Source organism: Streptomyces sp. NBC_00986 (assembly GCF_045162565.1).
Taxonomy (GTDB): domain Bacteria; phylum Actinomycetota; class Actinomycetes; order Streptomycetales; family Streptomycetaceae; genus Streptomyces.
In genome coordinates this window covers 11,404,217-11,426,354 of the sequence record NZ_CP108733.1, presented here as the reverse complement: position 1 = coordinate 11,426,354, position 22,138 = coordinate 11,404,217, and the positions used below count along the sequence as shown (strand labels likewise).

The window sequence follows — 22,138 nt, the reverse complement described above, 5'->3', positions numbered from 1 at the left end:
CAGCCATTTTCGGGACACCGGGCCAAACCCCTTGCTCAATGGTCAAGAATCGTTGACCATTGCTCGCATGCCTACAGACGATCTCCCCGAGACCTTTCACGTCACCACGGACGACCAGCTGCGCGCCGTCTCCAATCTCACGCGCCACCGGATCATGGCCGTGCTCCGCTTCGAGCCCGCGACGATCACTCAGATCGCCGAGCGGATGGGCCTGGCGAAGGGGAGTTCCAGCTATCACGTGCGACTGTTGGAGCGGGCCGGCCTGGTGAAGGTGGTGCGGACGCGGAAGGTACGGGGTGTCACCGAGCGGTACTACGCAATGGCCGCACGGTCGATCGAGCTGCCGGACCCCGGGGTGGGGCAGCCCGATCTGCTGATGCGGCATGCGGTGGCGGACCTGGAGGCGTCACCGCCGGACGGTGAGCGGCACGTCCGCATGGCGCATCTGCGCCTCACCGAGGAGCAGTTCGCGCAGTTGGGGGCGCGGATCCAGGCGCTGGCGGACGAGTACCGGGAACTGTCCGATCCCTCACTGCCCGACGCCTCCCTCGTCTTCGCACTGTTCCACCCGGCGCCGCGCAACCAGGCCGAGGGGGACGCCAAGTGACCGCGGACGTAAGGAAGTTGCCGGCCGGGTTCGGACGGCTGTGGACCGCGCAGACGGTGTCCTCGCTCGGCGACGGGGTGTCGCATGCCGCCCTGCCGCTGCTCGCGCTGACGCTGACACGGGATCCGATGGCGCTCGCCGTCGTCACGGCAGCCGGGACCCTGCCGTGGCTGCTCTTCGGAGTGCTCGGCGGCGCACTGGTGGACCGCTGGGACCGCCGGCGCACGATGTGGGTCATGGACGCCGCACGTGCGCTGCTGCTCGCGATACCGGCAGCGGCCGCCGCGCTCGACGTGCTCAGCATTCCGCTGCTCGCGGCCGTCGCCTTCCTGCTCGGCCTCGGCAGCCTCTTCTTCGACACGGCCGCCACGGCCTATCTGCCGGATCTCCTCGGCCGCGACCCCGCTCTCCTGGAGCGCGCCAACTCCCGCCTGCGCGGCGCCCAGACCGCCATGTCAGGCTTCGCGGGACCGCCCGCGGGCAGCGCCCTGCTGGCGCTCGGACGGGCTGTTCCGCTGCTCACGGACGCGGTGTCGTTCGCGGTCTCCGCACTTCTCGTACGATCTCTGCCCGCCGCACCCAGGCCCGTGCCGGAGGCCCAGGAGTCGCTGCTCCGGCAGGCGCGGGCCGGTGCCTCGTACGTGTTCCGGGACCGGTTGCTGCTCGGGCTCGCGCTGCGCCCCGCGGTCGGGAACATCGCCTTCCTCGCCGTGGAGACCATCCTCGCCCTCTTCGCGCACGACCGCCTCGGCATCGACACCTACGGCTTCGGCCTGCTCCTCACGGCAGAGGCAACCGGCGGTCTGCTCGGCGCGGGCATCGCCTCCTTCCTCGGCCGGCGGCTCGGCACCGGCACCGCGCTGACCTGCACGGCCGCAGCGGAGGGACTCGCCATCCTGGGCCTCGCCGCCGCCCCGAACCCGTACGTCGCCGGTCTCTCCCTCGCCGTCTGCGGAGCGGGCATGGGCGCCACGATGGTGCTCGGTCCCTCCCTGCGCCAGTCGATCGTCCCCGCCCATCTGATGGGCCGGGTCGCCTCCACCTCCCGCATGCTCGCCATGTGCGCCGCCCCGTTCGGCGCCTTCCTCGGCGGCTGGCTGGCCACCACCTACGACGTGCGCACGCCGCTCTACGCCGCCGCCGGCCTCCTGCTCACCATGACCGCCATCACCGCGACCATGACCAGCAACCGCCGCGTCCAGGCAGCACTGCGAGCAGCCGCACCGACCGACGACCCACACCAACCGGCACCTTCGAACTCCGCTCAGGAAAGTGCCGTTTAGGGGCTCGGCGAGGCCGTCGAGCCAGTGCCGAGCCGGCACATCCGGAAACCCTTCGAAGGACGGACCGAGTGTCAAGTGAGGGTGGCATTTACGAGGAGCTCAACCCCACCGCCTGGCGGTGAAGTCGCGCTACTTGAACCGCACTTGGAAATCCTCCTCGTGCTCGTACGGCGTCCTGCGCAACCCGGTGACGATTCTGCCCCGTGGGCCCTCACCGAAGGCTCCGCCGCAACGCACGCTCAACTGCCTTCCGCCGACGGCACATCGGACCTCCTCGGTTGACCGACGCTCATGATCCGTCGATCCACCACGCGGTCCCCTACCTACGACGGAGCTCCACCGCACGCCAGAAGTCGTAGCCACGTCACCACCCGACGACCGCGACCCCGCATCCCCGACGGCCTACACACCCCTCACGAAACACCTCGGTTCCTGAACTCCCCCGCAAGGGGCGGGTGTTGCGCAAAGGCTGGACAGCAGTCCCGGGGAATGCTGTCATCCCTCAGTAGCGCACTTTCCCTCAACGGAAAGCGAGTTGGTACAGCACCCGCATGCGGCGCCCCGCCCCGCACACCGGGCCGTCCGCCCCTCGGCGCTGTTGGCACGAAGCATCTGTTCTCCGTGACGCCCCGTCAGCATGGCCTGCTGACAACGATGTCGAACGCTCGTTGCCCGTCGAAGGAGCCCCCACATGCCTCATCCCGAAGACGATGACCGCGGAGAACCGGAACCAGACCGACGACTTCACCGGCTGGATCGCGCACAGCGCCAGCCTCGCGCTGAAGGGCATCATCGGCATCGGCGCGATGAGCGTGATCGCGAAGGCGGCGTCCAACTCCTCCGACGCCACGCACTACTTGGCGGTGGCCCGGGGCTACATCAGCCGGTGGGTCACCCTCGCCCAGGACTCCTCCGGAACCCACCTCAAACTCGCCTACGACCAGGACGGCACCTGGAGCCTGAAGTACAACGGCTACGCCGACCGCCTGCTGGGCGTGGACCTGGTGCCCACCGGGGTGGCCGCGCAGGAGGCCGCCTGGTACCTGTCCAGGGCGGGCACCTACGGCGTGCTGCTGGACCCGCGCAACGACTACACCAAGACCGACTGGGAGGTGTGGACCGCGGCCTGGCTCGCCGACCACGCCGACGTCCGCGCCATGCTGGTCAACGGCGTCTACGGCTTCGCCAACGCCACGCCGTCGCGGGTGCCGTTCACCGACTGGTACGTCGTCGCCACCGGCGCCCAACGGGGCTTCGCCGACCGGCCCGTGATCGGCGGCGTCCTTGCCCTGATGAACGCCCCGGCGGCCGACTCCGTCTCCTGGAAACGTATCCAGAACAAGAACTCCGGCAAGCTGCTCGCCGTCAGCGGCATGTCCCTGGCCGACAGCGCCGAGGTCACCCAGTACGAGGACAACGGCACCGCCGACCACCTGTGGACCGTGATCGACAACGGCGACACCACCGTCAGGATCTACAACCGCAACAGCGGCAAACTCCTCGCCGTCCACAACCAGAGCCTCGACGACGGCGCCCACGTCCAGCAGTACAACGACAACGGCACCCAGGACCACCTCTGGCGCCTCGTCGACCCACCCCCACGACTGACATGAGCACGCCACAAACCGCACACCGGAGACCGTCGCCCCACCGATCCCGCCTTTCCCGCCCCACACGGAAATGAAGGAGCGTTCCATGAGAAGCCCCACGAAACTCTGCCTGGGCCTGTCCGCCCTGCTGGCCCTGGGCACCGGAGCCCTCGGTCCGACACCCGCCGCCGCGTCGCCGTCGCGGCCGACGTCGGCTCAGGCTCTCTCCCCCGGCCTGACCACCGCCCTCCAACGGGACCTCGGACTCACCGCGGCGCAGGCCCGGACCCGGCTGACGCAAGAAGCAGCCGCCACGAAGCTCGCACCCCGCGCCGAACGAGCGGCAGGACAGACCTTCGGCGGCTCCTGGTACGACGCGGCGCACGGCACCCTCGTCGTCGGGCTCACCGACACCGCGGGCGCCGCGGCCGATTCCGTACGGTCCACCGGCGCCGACGTCGTACGGGTCGCGCACAGCGCACACACCCTCGACGCCACGAAAACGGCACTCGACAACGTTGCCAGGACGGACGGTGCCCCCACGGCCGTCCGCAGCTGGCACGTCGACCCCCGCACCAGCAAGGTCGTGGCAGAGGTCAGCGAAGGGACCGAACACAGCGCGGCCGTAACGAAGTTCCTGGCCCCCGCGCGCAAGTCCGGACTGCTCACCATCAACAGCGTCACCGCGCGACAGCAGCCGCAGACCTTCGCCGCGGGCACCGTCGGCGGCGACCCGTACTACATCAACGGCAACACCCGCTGTTCCATAGGGTTCTCGGTGGTCGGCGGCTTCGTCAGCGCCGGACATTGCGGAACGCCCGGCAGCTCGGTGGCCGGCTGGGACGGCTCGGCGATGGGCACCTTCGCCGGCTCGTCCTTCCCCGGCAACGACTACTCCTACATCCGGATCGGCAACGGCTGGTGGACCGTCCCGGTCGTGCTCGGCTGGGGCACCGTCAGCGACGTCCTGGTCCGCGGCTCCGCGGTGGCACCGGTCGGCTCTTCGGTCTGCCGTTCCGGCTCGACGACTCACTGGCACTGCGGCACCGTCCTCACCCAGAACGAGACCGTCAACTACAGCCAGGGCTCGGTCTACCAGCTGACCGGCACCAGCGTCTGCGCCGAACCAGGCGACTCCGGCGGCTCGTTCATCACCGGCGACCAGGCCCAGGGCGTGACGTCCGGCGGCTGGGGCAACTGCACCAGCGGCGGCCAGACCTGGTTCCAGCCGGTCAACGAAATCCTCAGCACCTACGGCCTGACACTCGTGACCGCCTGATCCACCAAGCAATCACCGTACGACGGCGCTGCGGAGACGCACCATCAAGACGCCATTCGATTGGCTACGGCCGTCCGGCTCACCAGAGCCGGACGGCCGTCCGTTCCACTTGAAGTACAGCGCGGCCCAATCCGGGAGTTGGGGGTCCGGACCGGCGTACATGAGCACCAGCTGGCAGGCACACCGACATCCCGAGGAACTCGGCACCATCCCGCCCGACATCGAAGTACGGTCCTGGGTCCCGCAGCGGGCGATGCTCGAACAGGCCGGCGCCTTCGTCACCCATGCCGGCATGGGCGGGTGCGGTGAAGGGCTCCTCGCCGGGATGCCCATGATCGCCGTACCGCGGGGAGCCGGGCAGTTCGTGAACGCCGACCGGCTGGTGGAACTCGGCGTAGCCCGCCGCGTGGACACCGCCGACACCACGGCCGAGACCCTCCGCACGGTGCTGAACGACCTCGTCACCGATCCGGAACGCATCGCCCGCTCCAGGCAGTTGCAGGCCGCTGTCCGCTGTCCGCTCCAAGGGCGGCACCCCACGCGTCGCCGACCTCATCGAGAACCCGCTGACCGCTTGAACCTGTGCTCCGGCCGAGAAGAAACCCTGGTCAGCGGAGGGATATGCGGAAACGCACCCGCCGGGTCCACTCCGCATCCGGCGAAGCCAGTCGCTGCCTCATGCGTTCGCCGGACGTGGCGCGGGTGCCTGCGCCCACCGGATCATCGAGGTGAGGGCGGAGCCGAGCGGGCGCACACAGAGCGCGTCCACCGCCGCGAGCCGGGGCAGCCGTAGTTCCTGCGCCGCCCAACGCGGCAGGAGCGAGACCGCGTTTGCGGCGAGCGCACCATAAGGCAGACGGGCCGCGAGAGGCAGGGGCGGGTTCAGGAGGAGGAAGCGTGCGGTGTCGCGTGCCTGCGGGGTCGCTTCCAGCTCCGGGCGGTACGCGAGAAGGCGCTCGGTCAGCTCGGCGCGGTTGCGCGGCGGATCGGACACCCCGAGCGCGACGGCGACCCTGGCGGTGTTCTCCACGTATCCGTCGCACTCCGCATCCGTCAGCGGGCACGCCCCGTAGCGCTGGTGGGCCCGCAGGAAGCTGTCCACCTCCGCGACGTGGACCCAGCAGAGCAAGTGCGGGTCGGAGGCGTGGTAGGCCTCACCCCGGTCGGTCTCGCCGCGCACCCTCTCGTGCACGGCCCGGACCTGGTCACAGGCCCGCTGTGCCTGGTCGGCGGTGCCGTATGTCGTCGTGGCCAGGAAGGTGCTGGTCCGTTGCAGTCGGCCCCAGGGGTCACCGCGGAAACCGGAGTGGGCGGACACGGCGGCCATGGCCAGCGGATGCAGCGACTGGAGGAGCAGGGCGGACAGCCCGCCGATGAACATCGAGGCGTCACCGTGCACGCGGCGGACGGGCTGCTCCGGGCCGAACCAGCGCGGGCCGGGGGTGTCGTGGATCCGGGCGCGGTTGCGCGGGCCGTCCGGTCCGGCGACACGAGCGAACAGGGCGGCGCCCAACCGTTCCCGCGGGCCGGGACACCCGGCGATGGTGGCTTTCATGAGTGATGGCCTTCCGCCGACCTGTCTTCCATTGTGCCGGGACCCTCCCTCGCCGACGCCCGAGGGTCCCGGGGGAAGCACCGCCCGTCGGCCCCGGTGCAGGCGGACCACAAGCACGTATTCCGCCTTTCTTTCCGTGCGGGACGCACTTTTGGATGCGGACCGGGGAGAGAGCGTTTCCAACGATGCGAACCCGGCCGTGACGCCGTGGGGCGAAGCCTGCCGAAAGGCCAGGCCGCGGCTGGAGCCTTGCGGATGCCTGTGGGCCAGGGTCTGGGAAACCGACCCCACCGGTCACAGCAGGCGGCTGTACGCGAGGATGTTCCGGGTCCCTGAGCGACAAGCTGAAGCCGGGGCACTGACTCCACTCGCCGCATATGCCGGGAGAACGTGTTCGTGTCCCACGTAGGCGTTCGGGCGCGGACAGCGGGCCCGTCACCCACAGGTGCGAGGCTTCCCCGAGCTCAGGAGGCCACCGCATGACCGGTCGCCAGGCCGGGCAGCACTGCGGCACGCGACGCCTTGTCTCCACCCTCCACCCGTCGAGGGAGCCGTATGTGAGCGATCTCGTCTTCACAGCCGATTTCACCTCCACCAGCCAATGGGTGGCCGGCCGTTCCTGGGCCTATCCCGACGGCGGCCCCACCAACCCCGGCGACAACAAGCTGGACCACCTCACCCCCGACCCGGCCTACTCCCGCACCGGAACCTTCCGCGCCACCCGCAGGACCGACAGCTGGTGGAACACCGGACTGCTGACCACCGAGGGAAGCGACGAGGCCTTCACGGTCCGCACCGGCGACCAGCTCCAGGCCCGTGTCTGCCTGCCCAGCGGGCTGGGCGCCTGGCCCGCGATCTGGACCTGGCGCGACGGAGGCAACGAGGTCGACGTCTTCGAATACCACCCCGACAACCCCGACCTGCTCGAACTCAGCAACCACGTCCGCGAAGGACACACCTACCTCCACCACCCCGCGGTGAGTCCGGGTGCCGTCATCGACCTCGGAGTGACCTTCGGCCGACGCAGCGTCGTCTGGACACTGAACGGCACCCAGGTCTTCGCCGACGGCCGGGGCGTCGGATCCGGCTGGCACGCCTACCTCGTCGTCAATCTCTCCGTCTGCGCCGGCCTCTACCACCCCTGCCCCGACGCCAAGACCACCGAACTCTCGTACCGCGTCGAGAACTTGACGGTGCGTCGGCGCGCGATCCCGCACGCGGCGGAATCCCACGACGACGGGACGGCGGCCGAGACGGCGACGGCGGACGGCCCACCGTGAAAAGCCCCAGGCGGCAGGGTGTCCGGCGGGCCGCACTGGTCGTCAGTCACTGACGCCGACGGCTCTGCCGCCCCGGCCTTCAACGCGGCAGGCATCCCTTCGCCCGGCTCTTGGCCGACGAAGAGACCGTCGACACCACGCTGCCGGCTCATCCCTCACGGAGAGAGTCCGGGGCGTCGATACGGTTCAGCAGCAGAGACATCGCCGTGCGGGCGATCTCCCGGTTGTCGGGCGAGACCGAGGTGAGACTGGGCACGCTGAAGTCGGCAGCCGCGATGCCGTCGAAGCCGACCCGGATCGCCCTGCTGTCGGTCCGCGACACCAGCAACGGCATCGCCACGATCAATATCGACGGCGGGGCGGAGAGCCAGGTCGACCTTTAGGGGACGATTCGTACAGGCGAGACTGTCCAGTACGTCAGCCCTGAGCTCGTTCCCGGTCGGCACATTCTGCGGATCCGGGTGACGGGCGAGCACAACGCCCAGTCGGCGGCGTCGTCCGTGAGCGTGGAACGGGCCGAGGTGTACACCGACTGACCCGCCACCGGCACGATGCCGACCGACACGGGGCAGTTCACAACCTGCCGGCCTTCGTCCGAGTGAGTCGGAGAGGACCTTGGGGTCGAAGTGCCTTCCGGGGGTATGGGCTTGACGTGCGCGTTCTGGTTCCTCCTAGAGGGTGGTGTCCTTCCCATGGCCGACGATGCCTTGCTGTTCGTCCTTCCCGAGCGTCATCCGCGACTGGGTGCGGCTCTGGCGGCTGTGGGCGAATTGGAGTGTGCCGAGACTCCGGCGGTGCTGGCATGGCTGCACGCGCACGGGGTCCCCGCTTCCTCCGAGTGCGTTCGCATCGTGCCCTCCGGCGCTGAGGTGCTCATCCCCGGCGACGCGGAGTCTCTTCCGGTCCCTCTGAGTGAGGAGGAGACGGTGCGGGTCCAACAGGCGTGCGCGCCCCGGTCCGTGACGGACATGGAGGCCGAACTGCTCGAATTCAGGGACACCACCCAGGACTGGCAGTCCCTGGTCCACCGCGCGCTCACCTCCGGGGTTCCCGCGCCCCGCATCGCACAGCTCACCGGTCTGGACCCACAGCTCATCGTCCAGGTCGTCGACGGCTGAGCTCCCGCCGAATCGACGGGGCTCGAGGGGCGGGGATCACAGGATTCCAGAGAGGCCGTCGGTGGAACCAGGGTCCCCACGGCCGAGCCGCAGTGCCGACCACCGGCTGCTGCGGTGCGGGGTACCCTCTGCGTTGGGACCACCTGCGCCGATGCCTGCGCAAGCGCGGCATCCGCCATCGCATCGCTCGTAAGGCGTCGGATCCTCTGAACGGCCGAGTCGACATCGCTGGGTTGCCGAGAGAACCGCGTCCTGGCTCGCCGGTTGCCGCCGCCTGCACCGACGTCACGAGCGCAAGGCAGAACACTTCCTCGCATTCGCGGCCGTCACGACAGGCTTGATCAGCTACCGCAGACTCGCCATGTGAAGCAGCAATGCCGCCATTGCGGCGTCAACGGATGTCCCATTCATCGGCCGGCACGCAGTCGTGCACCGTGTACGCCCAGTCCTGGAAGTCAGCTACGAAGAAGGCCCTCGACAGGAGGATGTCGCCAGCTCGCTGGGCCCGCACCAATAGCCCGAGCTGTTCCGAGACTGCATCGCCCTCGACAGAGACCGTGGGCACCATGCCACGAACCTCCGAGTATCCATGGAGCTGTCCCGTAAGTTCAGACGGCACCCGGCCAACCAGGCGGAGCCCGTCAAGGGAGACTTGCGGACCGAACAAGGCATCAACCGCGACGGCGGCCAGATCACCAGACTTCCTGCAGTAGGCCGTGACGGCCTCCGCGTACTGCGGAGCGTCTTTGGAGCGAAAACCAACCTGCTGCACCAGAGCACCATGCGGCCGGCTCATGGAGGAATGAGTGCTGGCGAAGTCCTGTGCGCTCATTGCCGTGGCCACTTCCTCAACGCTCATGCCGAACCGAAGCGGGCCGACAGTCTCGAACGGCACAAAGTTCCACTGTGCTCGCTCGGCGTCGTCGACGACGGACCACATCTGTGGGCATCCCTCCAAGCCGTCACGGAACCGCCTCTCGCGGCACGCGGATCAGGGTCGGCTGTACAACCGCACTCCGCCGGATCCTGAGGCCCTGATCTACCAAAGGAAACGACAGCTTAAGCCCCTGCCGAACGGCGGCTCATGACGGGTTCGGCCAGCAGTCTCGCCGTTCCGCAGAGGCTCTGGCCGTGCTGGGCGAAGAGTGCGTCACGTGAGTCGAAATGGCCCAGGTCCGTCAGGACGTGGGCCGAGAGGTCGCACGAGGGACCGGTGGCCGGGCAGACCGTCGTGCCGTCCCAGTCGATCGCCGTCCGGGACAGCGCCTCGAAGAGTGTCTCCGGGCCGGTGTTGGTGAAGCCGCCACCGCTGGATTCGTTCAACTCGTCGAGGTCTCCGAAGAGTTCCGAGACCGTCAGCCACGGCGCGGCGGGACGGCCGTTCCGCGGCGGGCCTTCCATGTGGAACTCCGGCCATGCGAGCACGACCTGGTGCGGGACCAGCCGATGGACCCGGGGGAAGCGCGGGTACCAGAAACTGCCGTCGACCAACAGGCCGCGCACGCGCGTCGGCACTCCGATTGCTCGCGCGACCGCCTCCAGCACCGCCAGCCGCTGACTGCACGAGCCCCGTCCGCGGCGCAGCACCTCCGAGACGGGTCGCTCGTCCTGCACCGAGTAAACCGGCCGCACGGCCGTGGCGATGAATCGGTGGGCCTGCCGCAGGGCCGCCGTTCGGCAGGCGTCCGAGGCGTCCTCCGTGTCCGTCGGCAGGTCGAGACGGCGCAGCAGGGACGAGACGTTCGGATGCCGCCAGTCGAGAATCCGCGTCGGAGCCGCGCTGCCCGCCGCTCCTCCCCTGTCGGCGCCACGTGTGCGGACACGGCCTCGCGGCATGAGAAGTGAGCTCGTCATGACGGTGATCCTCTCCCCCAGCATCCTCCCCGGATGGCGAGACCCATCATGGCAGCATTTTTGAACGCGTTCAACTATGGAGTGAGGCGATCCGGCTATCGGGAGATGCCTGCCGTCCGGACGCCGCCCGAGCGCCCGGACAACCGGCCATCACCGGACCGAAGAGCCACAGGTCAGGCGCACAGCTCTGCCGCCGACCGAGCCGTCCCAGTGTGCGGCCGCCGCCAGGACGGCCGCGGCCGCGCCCGTTCCGAGGACGGCGCCGGCGACGACGTCGCCCGGGTAGTGCACCCCGGTGTGAACGCGCGAGTAGCCCACGGCACAGGCCAGCAGTCCGAGAGGGACCGTGACGGCCGGGAACGCGGGCCCGACCGCCGCAGCGAAGGCGACGGCGGACGCCGTATGACCGGAGGGGAACGATGCGGACGCCGGCATGGGGACGTGCCGACCCGGGAACGGCGAGTCCTCGGCACGGTGCGGACGTGGCCGCCGTACAAGTCGCTTGCCCAGGAGGTTGGCCGTGGTGGACGCGACGCCGATCGCTGCCACGCCGAGCACCGCGGCGCGGCGGGAGCGGCCGGGGCGCAGGGCCAGGGTGGAGGCGATCAGAAGGGAGATCTTGGAGTGATCGGCCGCCGCGGACAGTCGGCGCAGTGCCGAGTCCAGTGCGGGTGTGCTGGTGACCGTCACGGCCTCGTAGAGGGCCTGGTCGAGGCTGGCGAGGTCGCGCAACAGGCCCTGCGGTACTTCCTGCTGCCGAGTCCGACGGTCAATCATCGCTCTGCTCCTGGTTCTTGTCGCGGGAGGGGGCTGCTCGGTCGTGGCTCGCGCGTGCGCGGGGCGACAGGTCGAAGGCGAGGCGTATCACGCGGTACCAGTCGACGGTCGGTGCGACGTACGGTGCCCCGGGACGTTCCCGTGGCACGCGGACCCGCAGGACGCCGGGCCGTATGGAGCACACGACGGGCGCAGGCAGGACGAGTGCCTCACCGTCCACGGCGACCGGGATCGCCTCCTCGTCGGACTCCACGACGACGCTGCGGGACGTCAGGACCGTCATGCCACTGGCCCGCTCCCCCAACAGCGCCAGTTCGGCGGCCTGTACGGCGCCCCCGACCCGGACCGCGATCACACCGAGCTCGCCCGTGTCGAGCCGTTCCCTGCGGCCACCGGTCAGCGGGTCGGCCCGGGCGTAGGGGTTGTTGCTGACCAGCACCGCCTGCGGGGCCTCCAACCGCTCGTCGTCGGTCCGGGCACTGAGTGCGGAGCCCGCCTCGCCCGCCAGCAGGTCCGGCAACTGGTCGAGCGCGGTGACCGCTTTGGCGTCGCGGTAGTCGGGGTTCTGCACGATGTGCGCGTACGTACCGAACGAGGCGGTGTTGACGAAAGGCCGGCCGGCGATGTCTCCGAGGTCGACGCGGAGTTCCACACCGTCCGAGAGCGCGTCCAGGCTGCTCACCGGATCGTCCCGGTCCAGGCCGAGGTCCATGGCGAAGTGGTTGCGGGTGCCGGCCGTCACGACCATGAACGGCAGACCGTGTTCGGCGGCCACTCCCGCCACCAGGGCCTGGGTGCCGTCGCCGCCGGCCACACCGAGCAGGTCGGCTCCTTCGGCCACGGCCTGCCGGGCCAGTGCCACCGGATCCGGATCCGAGTCGAGGTCGAGCAGGATCACTCGCGCGCCCAGCGCCTCGGCCCGCTCCACGAGTCCGTACTGCACGACCTTCCCGCCGCCCGACTTCGGATTCATGATCAGCACGGCCCTGCGGGGCGGGCGCACCGTGCGGGTGTGCATACCGTGCGGCTTGCGCAGACGGCGCAGGGCACTCCGCGCGCAGCCGAGCGCGGCGGTCCACGCCGCGAGGGCGACCACCGCGACCACCCACAGGCCCGACACGGCGTACAGCACCAGGACGCCGACGGGTGCGGTGATCGCCAGAAGAGCACCGAGGAGCCGGGCGAATCCGCGGTGCGCCAACGCCCACCACAAGCCCGCGCCGGCCAGTGCGAGACCCGCCAGGCCCAGCAGCAGGATGAACCACTGCTCGGTGCCGGCCACCACTGCGGCCACCGCGCCCGCGATGCACAGCAGGGCGAGACGGGCCAGGGCTCGCGCCGAGCCGAGACCCTTGTCGGGTCCGTGGCGTTCCGTCTCACGCGTCGTTCTGGTCTCGTTCAATGTCGATTCCCCGTCATGAATGAGGCGGACGGCCGCGATCGCGCGGCGGGTTCTTCGTCTGTCCGTCACACCGGCGATTCATGTCGGTGTCCGTGAAACCTACGCGGTGTGACCCGCCTCCTCCTCGACCGGGCGCGGTCGGCGGCTCGTGTGCAAGCCGCGAAGCGGATCGCGGGAGCGCCCTGGTCCGCGACGGTCGGGCTGCCGATGTCCGCGACGCGGCTCCCGAGCGACGCATCCGGAGTGCGGTCATCGCCCGCTCAACGACGAGCCCTTCGAACCGCGGCCTCGTGTCCCTCTATACCGCGAGTCCGCCGTCTCCCGGCCTCGTTGTCCCTGTCCGCCACCCCGTCTCCTCTCGCCCGCCGGTGATCAACCGAGCCTCGACGACATGTCAGGCAAAGTGGATCAAGACTACAGGCCGGGTCGCACCGCCCCTGCCGGACACCGGATCCGCCGACCCGCCCTGCCGGATCAAGCGGACACGAGGTCTCCGGTCCCCCCGTACCAGGCATGGGCAGCGGCCGACATCGTCACCGTACGTGACGGGACCTTCCTCCACCTCACCGCCCTCGCAGCAACCGTGCAACACCGCCTCAAGAGCCGTGACGGCCACGCACTCTCCTCGATGGAGATCATCGAGCTCGTCGACGCCTCCCCGCCTCCGGCCGGAATCCCTCGGGTCCTGAACTCCCCTTGGCTTGACTCGGTCGGCGATCTTGGAGTTTCGCGGTGCGGCAGCATGGTCAGCGGGCATGCTCTTCGAGCTCCGTTGACCGATGCAGTAGTTGTCGAGGTGCCTGTTGTCCCTCCGTCCACGTTCCGGTGAGCAGGTCCCGTCTCTGACCGTGCAGGTCGCGCAGGCGAGCAACCCGGGCGGCACGACGGCGATATGGGTGCGCGACCGGCCGGACGGGCTGTGGTGCGATGAGGACTTCGCCGACTGGTACCCGCGGGACGGGCGCCCGGGTCTCTCGCCTCCTCAACTGGCCGCCGTCTGTGTGCTGCCGAACCTGCTCGGACTGTCGGACCGGCAGGCCGCCGAGCCGGTCCGCTGCCGCATCGACCTCAAGTACGCCATGGCCATGGAGCTGGACGACCCAGGGTTCCATCACAGCGTGCTCGCCGACTTCCGCGACCGTCTCGCCGAGAGGGACCGTGCTGACCGCCTCCTCGACCTCGCGCCGGCCCGCCTCAAGGAGGCCGGCCTGGTCCGCGAGCGCACCACGCAGCTCACCGACTCCACCCATGTCCTGGCCGCGGTGCGTGACGTGACCCGCCTGGAGCTGATCACCGCGGCCGTCACGCCTCACCCTTGACCTTGCCGCCCTTCCTCCGGTTGCGATCCTCGGACCCACCCAAAGGCGAACGCCACTCGCGCCCCCCTGCCCGGGTTTGCGTGTGGAAGGCCGTCGTCAGCGTCTACCCCGCCTCACCGAGGTTCTTCACCGCTTCCCTGACCCGGTCTTCAGCTCGGCGAGTTCGGCCGGTTCCGCATCCGGCCGGCCCACGGCTCGGGCCGGGCCGGACGCAGGCATCCCGGCGGTGCTCCAACCACTTCGAGAAGGGCGTCACCGTCACCGTGGCAACCGCCGTGCCCCGGCCCGGAGTTGCGTCACCGGCACAGGCTGACTCCTGCGGGGCCGCATCCCGTGCGGGGCAATCGGTTCCGGCAGGGCTGACCGCTGCCGTGATCGGTCCGGAGGAACCGGGCACTCGTGCGAAGGGGTGTGCGACGGCCCTGCCCGGCCGATGTGAGACCAGGCGGCTCAGGGATCGGCAACCCCAGGGCCGGACGTCTCAGGAGCGCTTGCGGGTCGGAGCACCGGCGAACCAGAAGGCGACCCCGATGAGAGCGAAGACGACCAGAGGGATGGCCTCCGTGGCGAGATACGTCCAGCGTTCGGAAGGGTCCCAGCCCGAGGGTGCGTATCCCGGTCCGAACCAGTGCGCGCCGATGCCGGGCAGGAGCAGCTGGACAGTGGCGAAGGAGATCAGCGCGGTCAGCAGCCAGCCGACAGTGCGCGGATAGCGGACGCGGTAGGGCCGGGGAACGTCGGGGTACTTGCGCCTGAGGACGTGCAGCGCGGGGAAGATCCCGAGATAGCTGAGCAGGGTGGTGGAGAGCGCCAGCGAGAGCACCGCGCCGAACAGTTTGGCGGCATCGCCCCCGGTGAGCTGGTGTGCGAGCACGAGGACTCCGGTGGAGACGAGGCCGCTGAGCAGGTTGACACGGACAGGTGTGCCGAGCCGTTCCGAGATGACTCCGAGGGCACGGGGTGCGGCACCGTCGTAGCCGCTGACCGCCAGCGCGCGATCGGTGCCCATGAGCCAGGCGACACCCGAGGAGAGCAGCGTGAGGATGAACAGCACCGCGCAGATGCCGCCGAGTATCAGGCCGGCGCCGGTCAGGGTGACTGCGCCGTCGGGTCCGACGGAGCCTCCGTACACGCTGAAGACCTGTCGCATCGCGTCGAGGAAGCCGCTGAGCCCCGTGACGGCCCTGGTCGGGAGGACCAGCAGGACGCCCAGGACCGGCAGGGCGTAGAGGAGCACGGCCAGCACGCCGCTGCGGAAGATGGCTGCGGGTACGTCCCGCCGGGGGTCGACCATCTCGTCACCTGCGCTGTTGGGCAGTTCGAAACCGACGTAATTGAATATCAACACCGGCATGAGGGCGACGAATCCGGACCAGCCCGGCGTGAAATCGGCGAGGCCGAAACCGTGCACGCCATGCCGGGCGGCGTAGATGAGCACAGTGCAGGTGAAAAGGATCAGCAGCGCCAGCCGGGTCCAGCCTCCCAATACGGGTATCCACTTGCCGATACGGAAAGAGACCACGGCCGTCAAGATGCCGAACCAGACAAATCCCAGCGTGAAGAGATAGAAGCCGAGGGTGCCGAATGGCCGGCCGTCGTGGAAGAAAGTAGTGAAGGCCGTCACGGCGGAGACCGTGAGCGTGCCGCCGAACCACACCGGGTTGGTGACCCAGTACATGAAGGTATTGACCGCCCCGGCGAGGTGGCCGAAGGCGAGCCGGACCCAGAGATAGGGGCCGCCCTCCTGCGGGAAAGCAGTGCCCAATTCGGCACAGAGCAGGGCGGACGGCACGAAGAAGACGACCGCCAGCACGATCATCCAGGTGAAGGCCTGTGGTCCACGGGCAGCGACGGTACCGATGGTGTCGAGGCCGACGAGAGTGCAGAGAAGGAAGAAGAGGATGTCGAAGTGACCGAAGTGGCGTCATAGCTTCCGGATTTCCAGATCGGAGTCGGCGGTACGAAGGACCGGCGTCGTACGAGGGGGTTTGGTGTCCACGAGGCAGAATGCTGCATAACCATCTGATGCCGCGCAAGAATGGGTTCAGGATTTTCGGAGAACCCACTTCACGGCCGGAGGATTTATGACCTTCAACCTCATTCGCGCCCGCTTCGACCAAACGGGGAATCCCGCTCCGCTTTTCCGCGACTCCCTTGCCATTATTGCTCCTTGACCCGCCATCAGAGATGTGGTGACACTGGTCACTTCGACTGACACTGCGCTTCAGCCGCTCACTCCCGGGAGCCTCACGCATGAAAGTCAACCTCTACTATGCGCCATTTCCCTCGCAGATGTTTCGCGGCTTCGACGAGCCGATCAACACCGAACGGCCGTTGAATCCGAAGAGTGCGCTGCCGACGCTGGCGAGTGGGCTGCGGATGTTCGCGGAGACGATGGGCTTCGACTGCGAAATCGAAATCGTCGACATGCAGCTCGGCGGCCAGCGCATCCCCTACAAGACCATCCCGTACGGTCCGCACCAGATGGACTGCTATCGCTTCGGTTCTCCTTTCGAGGACTACGTCGAAAAAATCAAGGAAGCCGAGATACACGGGCTGACCTGCAACTTCACCAACAGTGCGCAGATCACGGCCGATCTGGCGCAGTTCATCAAGAGCGTCAACCCGAAGGCGTTCGTGGTGGCGGGCGGTGTGGACCCGACGGCCCGGCCGCAGTACTACCTGGAGCGCGGGGTGGACCTGGTGGTCCAGGGCGAGGGAGAGTGGGTGTTCTCGCGTGTCGTCCAGGCCTGGGCCGAAGGCGGCGACTTCAGCGAGGTGCCGAACATCGCGACCCGCGAGCGCACAGCACGCAAGGTCGACATGTCACACATGATCGACATGAACACCCTGCCGCCCATGGCGCTCGACCTGGTCGGCGACCTGTCCTTATACACCGACACCGCCGAGGGTCCGCCCCCCGAAGGTGTCGGCATGAACTTCATCTGCTGGGAAACCTCCAGGGGCTGCGCCTGGCGCTGCTCCTTCTGCACGGCACCCTCCCGCGGCAAGTACCGCTACATGTCGCCCGCGGCCGTCGAGGAGCACCTGAAGTACTTCCGCTCACGGGGCATTCGCACGATCGTCTGGCAGGAGGACAACCCGCTCTCGCGCATCCAGCAGAACGGCACGGGCCGCTTTCTGTACGACAGCGGCCGGGAGGAACTCCTGGAGATCTTCCGGATGATCCGCGAGTACGGCTTCGCCTGGGAGTTCGCCAACGGCATCGAGTTCGGCAAGTTCCGCCAGAACGGGCGCTTCGACCACGAGCTGGCCCAGGCTCTGCTGGGCAACGAGAAGTCGGCCGACGGATGGACCGGCTGCTACCGGGTTCAGATCCCGCTCGACAACATGAACATCGGCAAGAGCCGGTTCCCCAAACTGCTCGGCTTCGACGAGCAGGTCGACATCCTGGCGACCATGCTCACCGACTACGGTGTCGGCCACCAGACCTACGACCTGTTCATCGGCTATCCGGAACAGGGCACCGAGGCCATCGACCAGTTCAACGACTACTGCCTGCGCATCAAGGACGAGCTGGGCGCCCTCGGCGGCTCCACCTACCAGCCGTACTTCAACGTCTTCAACCTGTCGCTGCTGCCCGGCGCCCGTGACTGGACGACACTCCACGACCTCCTGGCCTTCGACGTGGAGGCGAACCCCGAGGTGATCGGGATCTTCCTCTCCGCCATCAACAACGACCACTTCACCTACTGGGACATCTACCAGAAGCGGCTGGAGATGACCAACTCCCTCAACGACCGTGAGCTGCACCGTCTCTACGACGGCATCTACGCGGGCAGCGGTACCCACAACGGCGCGGGAGCGTGAGCGGCATGCTTGTCGATCTCTACTACGCGCCCTACCCCGGCCAGCGGTTCGCCGGGGAAGCCGAGACGATCAGCCCCGTACGGGTCCTCAACCCGAAGAGCGCGCTGGCCACACTGGCGGCCGGCACCCGCAGCTTCCTCGCGCAGTGGGGGGTCGAGGCCCAACTGCGGATCATCGACACCCAGGTGGACGAGGACGAGCCGGTGCTCTACAAGTCCTTCGCATACGGACCGCGGGTCATCGAGTGCCTGCGCTACGGCGGGGAATTCGAGCGCTACGACACCACGCTGCGCGAGGCCGACATCATCGGCATCTCGAACAACTTCACCAACTCGGCAGGCTCCGTCACCGACTTCGCCAAGCACGCCAAGGCGGTCAACCCGCAGGCTCTGGTGGTCGGCGGCGGCATGGACGCCACCGCCCGCCCCGAGTGGTACCTGGACAACGGCTTCGACGTGATCGTCCAGCTGGACGGCGAGTATCTCTTCGCCAAGGTGATCGAGGCCGTCGCCAAGGGACAGCCCCTCACCCAGGCGGCGTTCTGCCGTGAGTACAACGGCGGGTACATCGTCTTCGGCGGCCCGTCCCTCAAGATGGACGAGTTGGAGCCGATGGCCCTCGACCTCGTCACCAACTACCAGGACTACAACGACACCGGCGAGGGCACCCCGCCGCAGAACGTCGCCACACCGTTCATCTGCTTCGAGTCCTCCCGCGGCTGCTACCGCACCTGCTCGTTCTGCGCGACACCGATGCGGGGCAAGTACCGCCACATGTCGCCCGAGGCGGTCGAGAAGCACTTCGACTACTTCCGGAAGATGGGCATCCGCAACATCCTCTTCCAGGAGGACAACATCCTCTCCCGGCTCCAGCGCAGCGGCCGCGGCACCATGCTGCACCGCAGCGGCCGGGAGGAGGTCTTCGAGATCTTCCGGATGGCGCGGGAGTACGGCTTCTCCTGGGAGTTCGCCAACGGGCTGGAGTTCGGCAAGTTCCTGGATCTCGGGAAGCCGGACCTGGAACTGATGGAGCACCTGTTCTGGAGCGACCGCTCCGGCGACATCTGGCGCGGCTGCTACCGCGTGCAGATTCCGCTCGAGTTCCTCGGCGACGACCCGACCTCGAAGTTCAACAAGCTGCGCGGCTTCGAGGAGGAACTGGAGATCCTCGACGCGATGCTCGGCTTCGGCGTCACATATCAGACCTTCAACGTGCTGATCGGCCACGACGGCGACGACCGGCCGGCGATCGACCACTATCTGCGCCGAAGTCTCCAACTGCGCGAAGCGCTGCTGGACCGTGACTCCCGCGTGGTGCCGTACTTCAACGTCTACAACCGGACACTGCTGCCGGGTACGGCCGATTTCCGCAACAAGCACGAGCGGCTCGAATTCGACATCGAGCAGGTCCCCGAGGTGATCAGTGTCTATCTCGCGCCGATGAACAGCGATCACCTCTCCTACTATGATCTCCTCGACGAACGCCTGCGCATGATGCGGGAGTTGAACGGGGATCTGATCGACCAGTACGACGGCATCCACCGCAAGGCGCTGATCGAGACCGGCGGATAGAGGCAGAGGAGCAGCGTGTGACCGCACCACCGCGACGGCGGTACGGTTTCGGCGCCCTCTGGCTCGGCCAGAGCCTGTCCCTGGTCGGTACCCAGGTGGGCACGCTGGCCCTCCCGTTGCTCGCGGTGGTGTCGCTCGACGCGAATGCCGGGCAGCTCGGGGTGATCGCCACCCTGCGCTATCTCCCGTTCCTGCTCTTCGCGCTGCCGCTGGGCCCCCTCGTCGACCGGGGGGACCGCCGCCGGCTGATGATCGTCGCGGACGTCGCCCGTGCGGCACTGGTACTCGTCCTACCGGTGCTGCACGCGATGGGTGGGCTGCGGCTGTGGTGGCTGTACGCCGTGCCGTTCCTGGTCGGCATCTTCCAGGTGATCTTCGACTCGGCCTATCTCGCCTACGTCCCCCAACTCGTCGGCCGCGACAGACTCACCCGCGCCAACCGCAACCTCCAGGCCAGCCAGTCCGCCGCCGATCTCGGCGGGCCGGGTCTGAGCGGACTGGTCTGCACCGCGGTAGGCGCGGCCGGCGCCCTGGTCATCGACGCGTTCTCCTTCGCCTTCTCGGCGCTCACCCTGGCCCTGATCAGGCCGACGCCCCGACAGGCCGTCGAGAAGACGGCACCCGGCGGCGTGCGGCAGGTGGCAGTCGCCTGGTGGCAGGACGTCAGGGCCGGGCTGGTCTTCGTCTTCGGCCAACCCGAACTGCGGGCGCTGGCCATCGAGACGGCCGTGTTCAACGCCTGTGAGCAAGGCGCCCTGGTCCTCTACCTGGTCTACGCGGTGCGCGAGTTGGGATTCTCGCCGCTGCTGCTCGGACTGTCGCTCGCGACGGCCGGCATCGGCTCGACGCTCGGCACCTTCCTGTCCGAGGGCTCGGCCCGCCGGATCGGACTGGGACCCACCATCACGGTCGGCTCCGTGCTGGGCTGCAGCGCGCTCCTGCTGGTACCCGCGGCCTCGGGCAGCCGGCTCGCCGCCTTCACCGTGATCTGCTCGGGGTTCGCCGTCTCCGGCCTGGCGACCGGCGTCTCCAACGTGCTGCAGGTATCGCTGCGCCAGACCCTCACGCCGGACACCATGACCGGCCGAATGACCGCTTCATTCCGGTTCGTCGCGTACGGCATGGTACCCCTGGGCACCATGGCCGGTGGTGTGCTCGGCACCGCACTGGGACTGCGCGAGGCGCTGTGGGTGATGTCCGGCGCGTTGCTGTTCGGGCCGCTCGCGATCATCTGTTCGCCCCTCCCCCGCAGGCAGGCCCTGCCGGCTGACAGAGCGTCAACCTGAGGCGACGAAAGGGGCCTTGGGATTCGGACGTCGATAGGATCGTCTCCGACCGCTCAGCTCTCGGAAGGACGCACGGTGGACAGGTTTCGCTATCACGACGGGGTGCTGCGCTGCGAGGGAGTGGACCTGGAGGAGCTGGCCGCCGAGCACGGCACTCCGACCTACGTCTACTCGCGCGACACGTTCCGTACGCACCTCGCGGATCTCACCGCGGCCTTCTCCGAGTTGAACCCGCTGGTCTGCTACGCGGTGAAGACGTGCAGCAACCTCCATCTGCTGCACGAACTGGGCGCGGGCGGCGCCGGGGCGGACGTGGTCAGCGGAGGCGAGCTGCACCGGGCCCTCACGGCGGGCATCCCTGCCGAGCGGATCGTCTTCGCCGGGGTCGGCAAGTCGGAGTCCGAACTGCGCGAGGCAGTCTCCGCCGGAATCGGCTGCGTCAATGTCGAGTCCGAGTCGGAGCTCGAACTCCTGGCCCGGGTGGCCCGGTCGATGGGCCGTACCGTACGGGCCGCGATCCGGGTCAACCCCGACGTGCAGAGCGAGGGAACCCCGGAGAAGACCACCACCGGTATCCGGGGCAGCAAGTTCGGCATCGATCTGGAGCGAGTGCCCCGGCTGTTCGCCCGCGCCTCGCAGCTGGACCACGTCCGACTGACCGGTGTGCATGTCCACCTCGGCTCGCCCATCCACTCCCCCGAGCCCTACATCGTCGCGCTCACCCGGGTGCTGGACCTGGTCGACAAGCTGAGGGCCGACGGCCACGAGATCGAACTCATCAACATGGGCGGCGGGTTCGCCGCCGAGTACGAGACGGGTGCCGCACCGGGCTGGGGGGTGTACGCCGATGCGATCACGCCTGTCCTCAAGCCGTTCGTCGCAGCCGGCGGCAAGGTCGTCATGGAGCCCGGACGCTCGATCGCCGCGAACGCCGGTGTCCTGCTGACCCGGGTGCGCTATCTGAAGGACGCCGGGCAGCACCGGGTGGCGATCGTCGACGCCGGGATGAACAACCTCATCCGCGCCGCACTGTACGACTCCTTCCACTTCATGTGGCCCGTCCGCCCCGTCGACGGCCTGGTACCGCCCACCCGCTCCGGGCGGATCGACCTGCCCGGTCTCACCGGCTACGACATCGCCGGGCCGATCTGCGAGTCGACCGACTACCTCGCCCGGGAGCGCCGACTGCCGACGCTCGCCGAGGGGGACCTCATCTGCATCTTCGGTGCCGGCGCCTACGGCATGGCAATGGCCAGCCAGTACAACTCCTCACTGCGCCCTGCCGAGGTGCTCGTCGACGGCTCCACCAGCCGTCTGATCCGCCGCCGTGACACCTATGCGGACCTGATCGAGGCGGAACTGGGCCTGCCGGACAGCGAGTTGTGAG

17 protein-coding genes and 3 pseudogenes are annotated in these 22,138 nt (G+C 68.6%); 13 read left to right on the top strand and 7 right to left on the bottom strand.

The window, feature by feature from the left end; translation table 11 throughout:
* The first annotated feature begins 67 nt into the window (after positions 1–67).
* The 5 genes and pseudogenes from OG504_RS51575 to OG504_RS51555 form a co-directional block, all read left to right on the top strand.
* Positions 68–607: an ArsR/SmtB family transcription factor gene (locus OG504_RS51575; protein WP_405996101.1), complete on the top strand. Its 540-nt coding sequence runs from the start codon at positions 68–70 to the stop codon at positions 605–607.
* Positions 604–1,890 carry an MFS transporter gene (locus OG504_RS51570; RefSeq protein ID WP_405996100.1) on the top strand — a complete coding sequence of 429 codons (1,287 nt, stop codon included), beginning with the start codon at positions 604–606 and terminating at the stop codon, positions 1,888–1,890. Before OG504_RS51575 ends, OG504_RS51570 begins: the two co-directional genes overlap by 4 nt.
* A 551-nt stretch (positions 1,891–2,441) precedes the next feature.
* A complete protein-coding gene (locus tag OG504_RS51565) occupies positions 2,442–3,503 on the top strand; it encodes a glutaminase domain-containing protein (RefSeq protein WP_405996099.1) in 1,062 nt (353 codons plus the stop codon).
* A gap of 82 nt (positions 3,504–3,585) precedes the next feature.
* On the top strand, positions 3,586–4,758 hold the full coding sequence (locus OG504_RS51560) for a S1 family peptidase (protein WP_405996098.1): 1,173 nt from the start codon (positions 3,586–3,588) through the stop codon (positions 4,756–4,758).
* 173 nt (positions 4,759–4,931) lie between these two features.
* Positions 4,932–5,336, top strand: a pseudogene (locus OG504_RS51555) (nucleotide disphospho-sugar-binding domain-containing protein); the annotation flags it as partial.
* A 98-nt stretch (positions 5,337–5,434) separates the two neighbouring features.
* Here the strand turns inward: OG504_RS51555 and OG504_RS51550 are convergent.
* Positions 5,435–6,313, bottom strand: coding sequence for an oxygenase MpaB family protein (locus OG504_RS51550; RefSeq protein ID WP_405996097.1), 879 nt, complete (start codon positions 6,311–6,313; stop codon positions 5,435–5,437).
* 557 nt (positions 6,314–6,870) lie between these two features.
* Here OG504_RS51550 and OG504_RS51545 point away from each other — a divergent pair.
* Positions 6,871–7,593: a beta-glucanase gene (locus OG504_RS51545; RefSeq protein ID WP_405996630.1), complete on the top strand. Its 723-nt coding sequence runs from the start codon at positions 6,871–6,873 to the stop codon at positions 7,591–7,593.
* Between the two features lie 148 nt (positions 7,594–7,741).
* On the opposite strand, the gene OG504_RS51540 is transcribed toward OG504_RS51545, so the two are convergent.
* On the bottom strand, positions 7,742–7,927 hold the full coding sequence (locus OG504_RS51540) for a substrate-binding domain-containing protein (protein ID WP_405996096.1): 186 nt from the start codon (positions 7,925–7,927) through the stop codon (positions 7,742–7,744).
* Between OG504_RS51540 and OG504_RS51535 the strand changes: the two are divergent.
* Both OG504_RS51535 and OG504_RS51530 read left to right on the top strand, forming a co-directional pair.
* Positions 7,884–8,129: pseudogene (locus tag OG504_RS51535) on the top strand (hydrolase); the annotation flags it as partial. The gene OG504_RS51540 and the pseudogene OG504_RS51535 sit on opposite strands and share 44 nt — an antisense overlap.
* 156 nt (positions 8,130–8,285) lie before the next feature.
* Positions 8,286–8,711 (top strand): DUF6003 family protein, encoded by a 426-nt coding sequence (locus tag OG504_RS51530; RefSeq protein WP_405996095.1) that lies wholly within the window; start codon positions 8,286–8,288, stop codon positions 8,709–8,711.
* Positions 8,712–9,102: 391 nt separating this feature from the next.
* Here OG504_RS51530 and OG504_RS51525 read toward each other — a convergent pair whose 3' ends face one another.
* The 4 genes from OG504_RS51525 to OG504_RS51510 all read right to left on the bottom strand — a co-directional run bounded on the left by OG504_RS51525 (position 9,103) and on the right by OG504_RS51510 (position 12,744).
* On the bottom strand, positions 9,103–9,651 hold the full coding sequence (locus OG504_RS51525; protein WP_405996094.1) for a hypothetical protein: 549 nt from the start codon (positions 9,649–9,651) through the stop codon (positions 9,103–9,105).
* Between the two features lie 119 nt (positions 9,652–9,770).
* Positions 9,771–10,565 (bottom strand): transglutaminase domain-containing protein, encoded by a 795-nt coding sequence (locus OG504_RS51520; RefSeq protein WP_405996093.1) that lies wholly within the window; start codon positions 10,563–10,565, stop codon positions 9,771–9,773.
* Positions 10,566–10,715: 150 nt separating this feature from the next.
* Positions 10,716–11,342: a phosphatase PAP2 family protein gene (locus tag OG504_RS51515; RefSeq protein ID WP_405996092.1), complete on the bottom strand. Its 627-nt coding sequence runs from the start codon at positions 11,340–11,342 to the stop codon at positions 10,716–10,718.
* Positions 11,335–12,744, bottom strand: a complete 1,410-nt coding sequence (locus OG504_RS51510) for a diacylglycerol/lipid kinase family protein (RefSeq protein WP_405996091.1) — start codon at positions 12,742–12,744, stop codon at positions 11,335–11,337. The genes OG504_RS51515 and OG504_RS51510 overlap by 8 nt, the downstream gene beginning before the upstream one ends.
* A gap of 803 nt (positions 12,745–13,547) precedes the next feature.
* Here OG504_RS51510 and OG504_RS51505 point away from each other — a divergent pair.
* Positions 13,548–14,063 (top strand): transposase, encoded by a 516-nt coding sequence (locus OG504_RS51505; protein ID WP_405996090.1) that lies wholly within the window; start codon positions 13,548–13,550, stop codon positions 14,061–14,063.
* Positions 14,064–14,544: 481 nt separating this feature from the next.
* On the opposite strand, the pseudogene OG504_RS51500 reads toward OG504_RS51505, so the two are convergent.
* Positions 14,545–15,969, bottom strand: a pseudogene (locus OG504_RS51500) (APC family permease); the annotation flags it as partial.
* Between the two features lie 347 nt (positions 15,970–16,316).
* Here OG504_RS51500 and OG504_RS51495 point away from each other — a divergent pair.
* The 4 genes from OG504_RS51495 (at position 16,317) to lysA (ending at position 22,137) form a co-directional block, all read left to right on the top strand.
* Positions 16,317–17,894 carry a B12-binding domain-containing radical SAM protein gene (locus OG504_RS51495; protein WP_405996089.1) on the top strand — a complete coding sequence of 526 codons (1,578 nt, stop codon included), beginning with the start codon at positions 16,317–16,319 and terminating at the stop codon, positions 17,892–17,894.
* A 5-nt stretch (positions 17,895–17,899) separates the two neighbouring features.
* Positions 17,900–19,465, top strand: coding sequence for a B12-binding domain-containing radical SAM protein (locus OG504_RS51490; RefSeq protein ID WP_405996088.1), 1,566 nt, complete (start codon positions 17,900–17,902; stop codon positions 19,463–19,465).
* A gap of 17 nt (positions 19,466–19,482) precedes the next feature.
* Positions 19,483–20,751 (top strand): MFS transporter, encoded by a 1,269-nt coding sequence (locus OG504_RS51485; protein WP_405996087.1) that lies wholly within the window; start codon positions 19,483–19,485, stop codon positions 20,749–20,751.
* 75 nt (positions 20,752–20,826) lie between these two features.
* Entirely contained in the window at positions 20,827–22,137 is a 1,311-nt protein-coding gene (lysA, locus tag OG504_RS51480; RefSeq protein WP_405996086.1) for a diaminopimelate decarboxylase, read from the top strand.
* Position 22,138 lies beyond the last annotated feature (1 nt).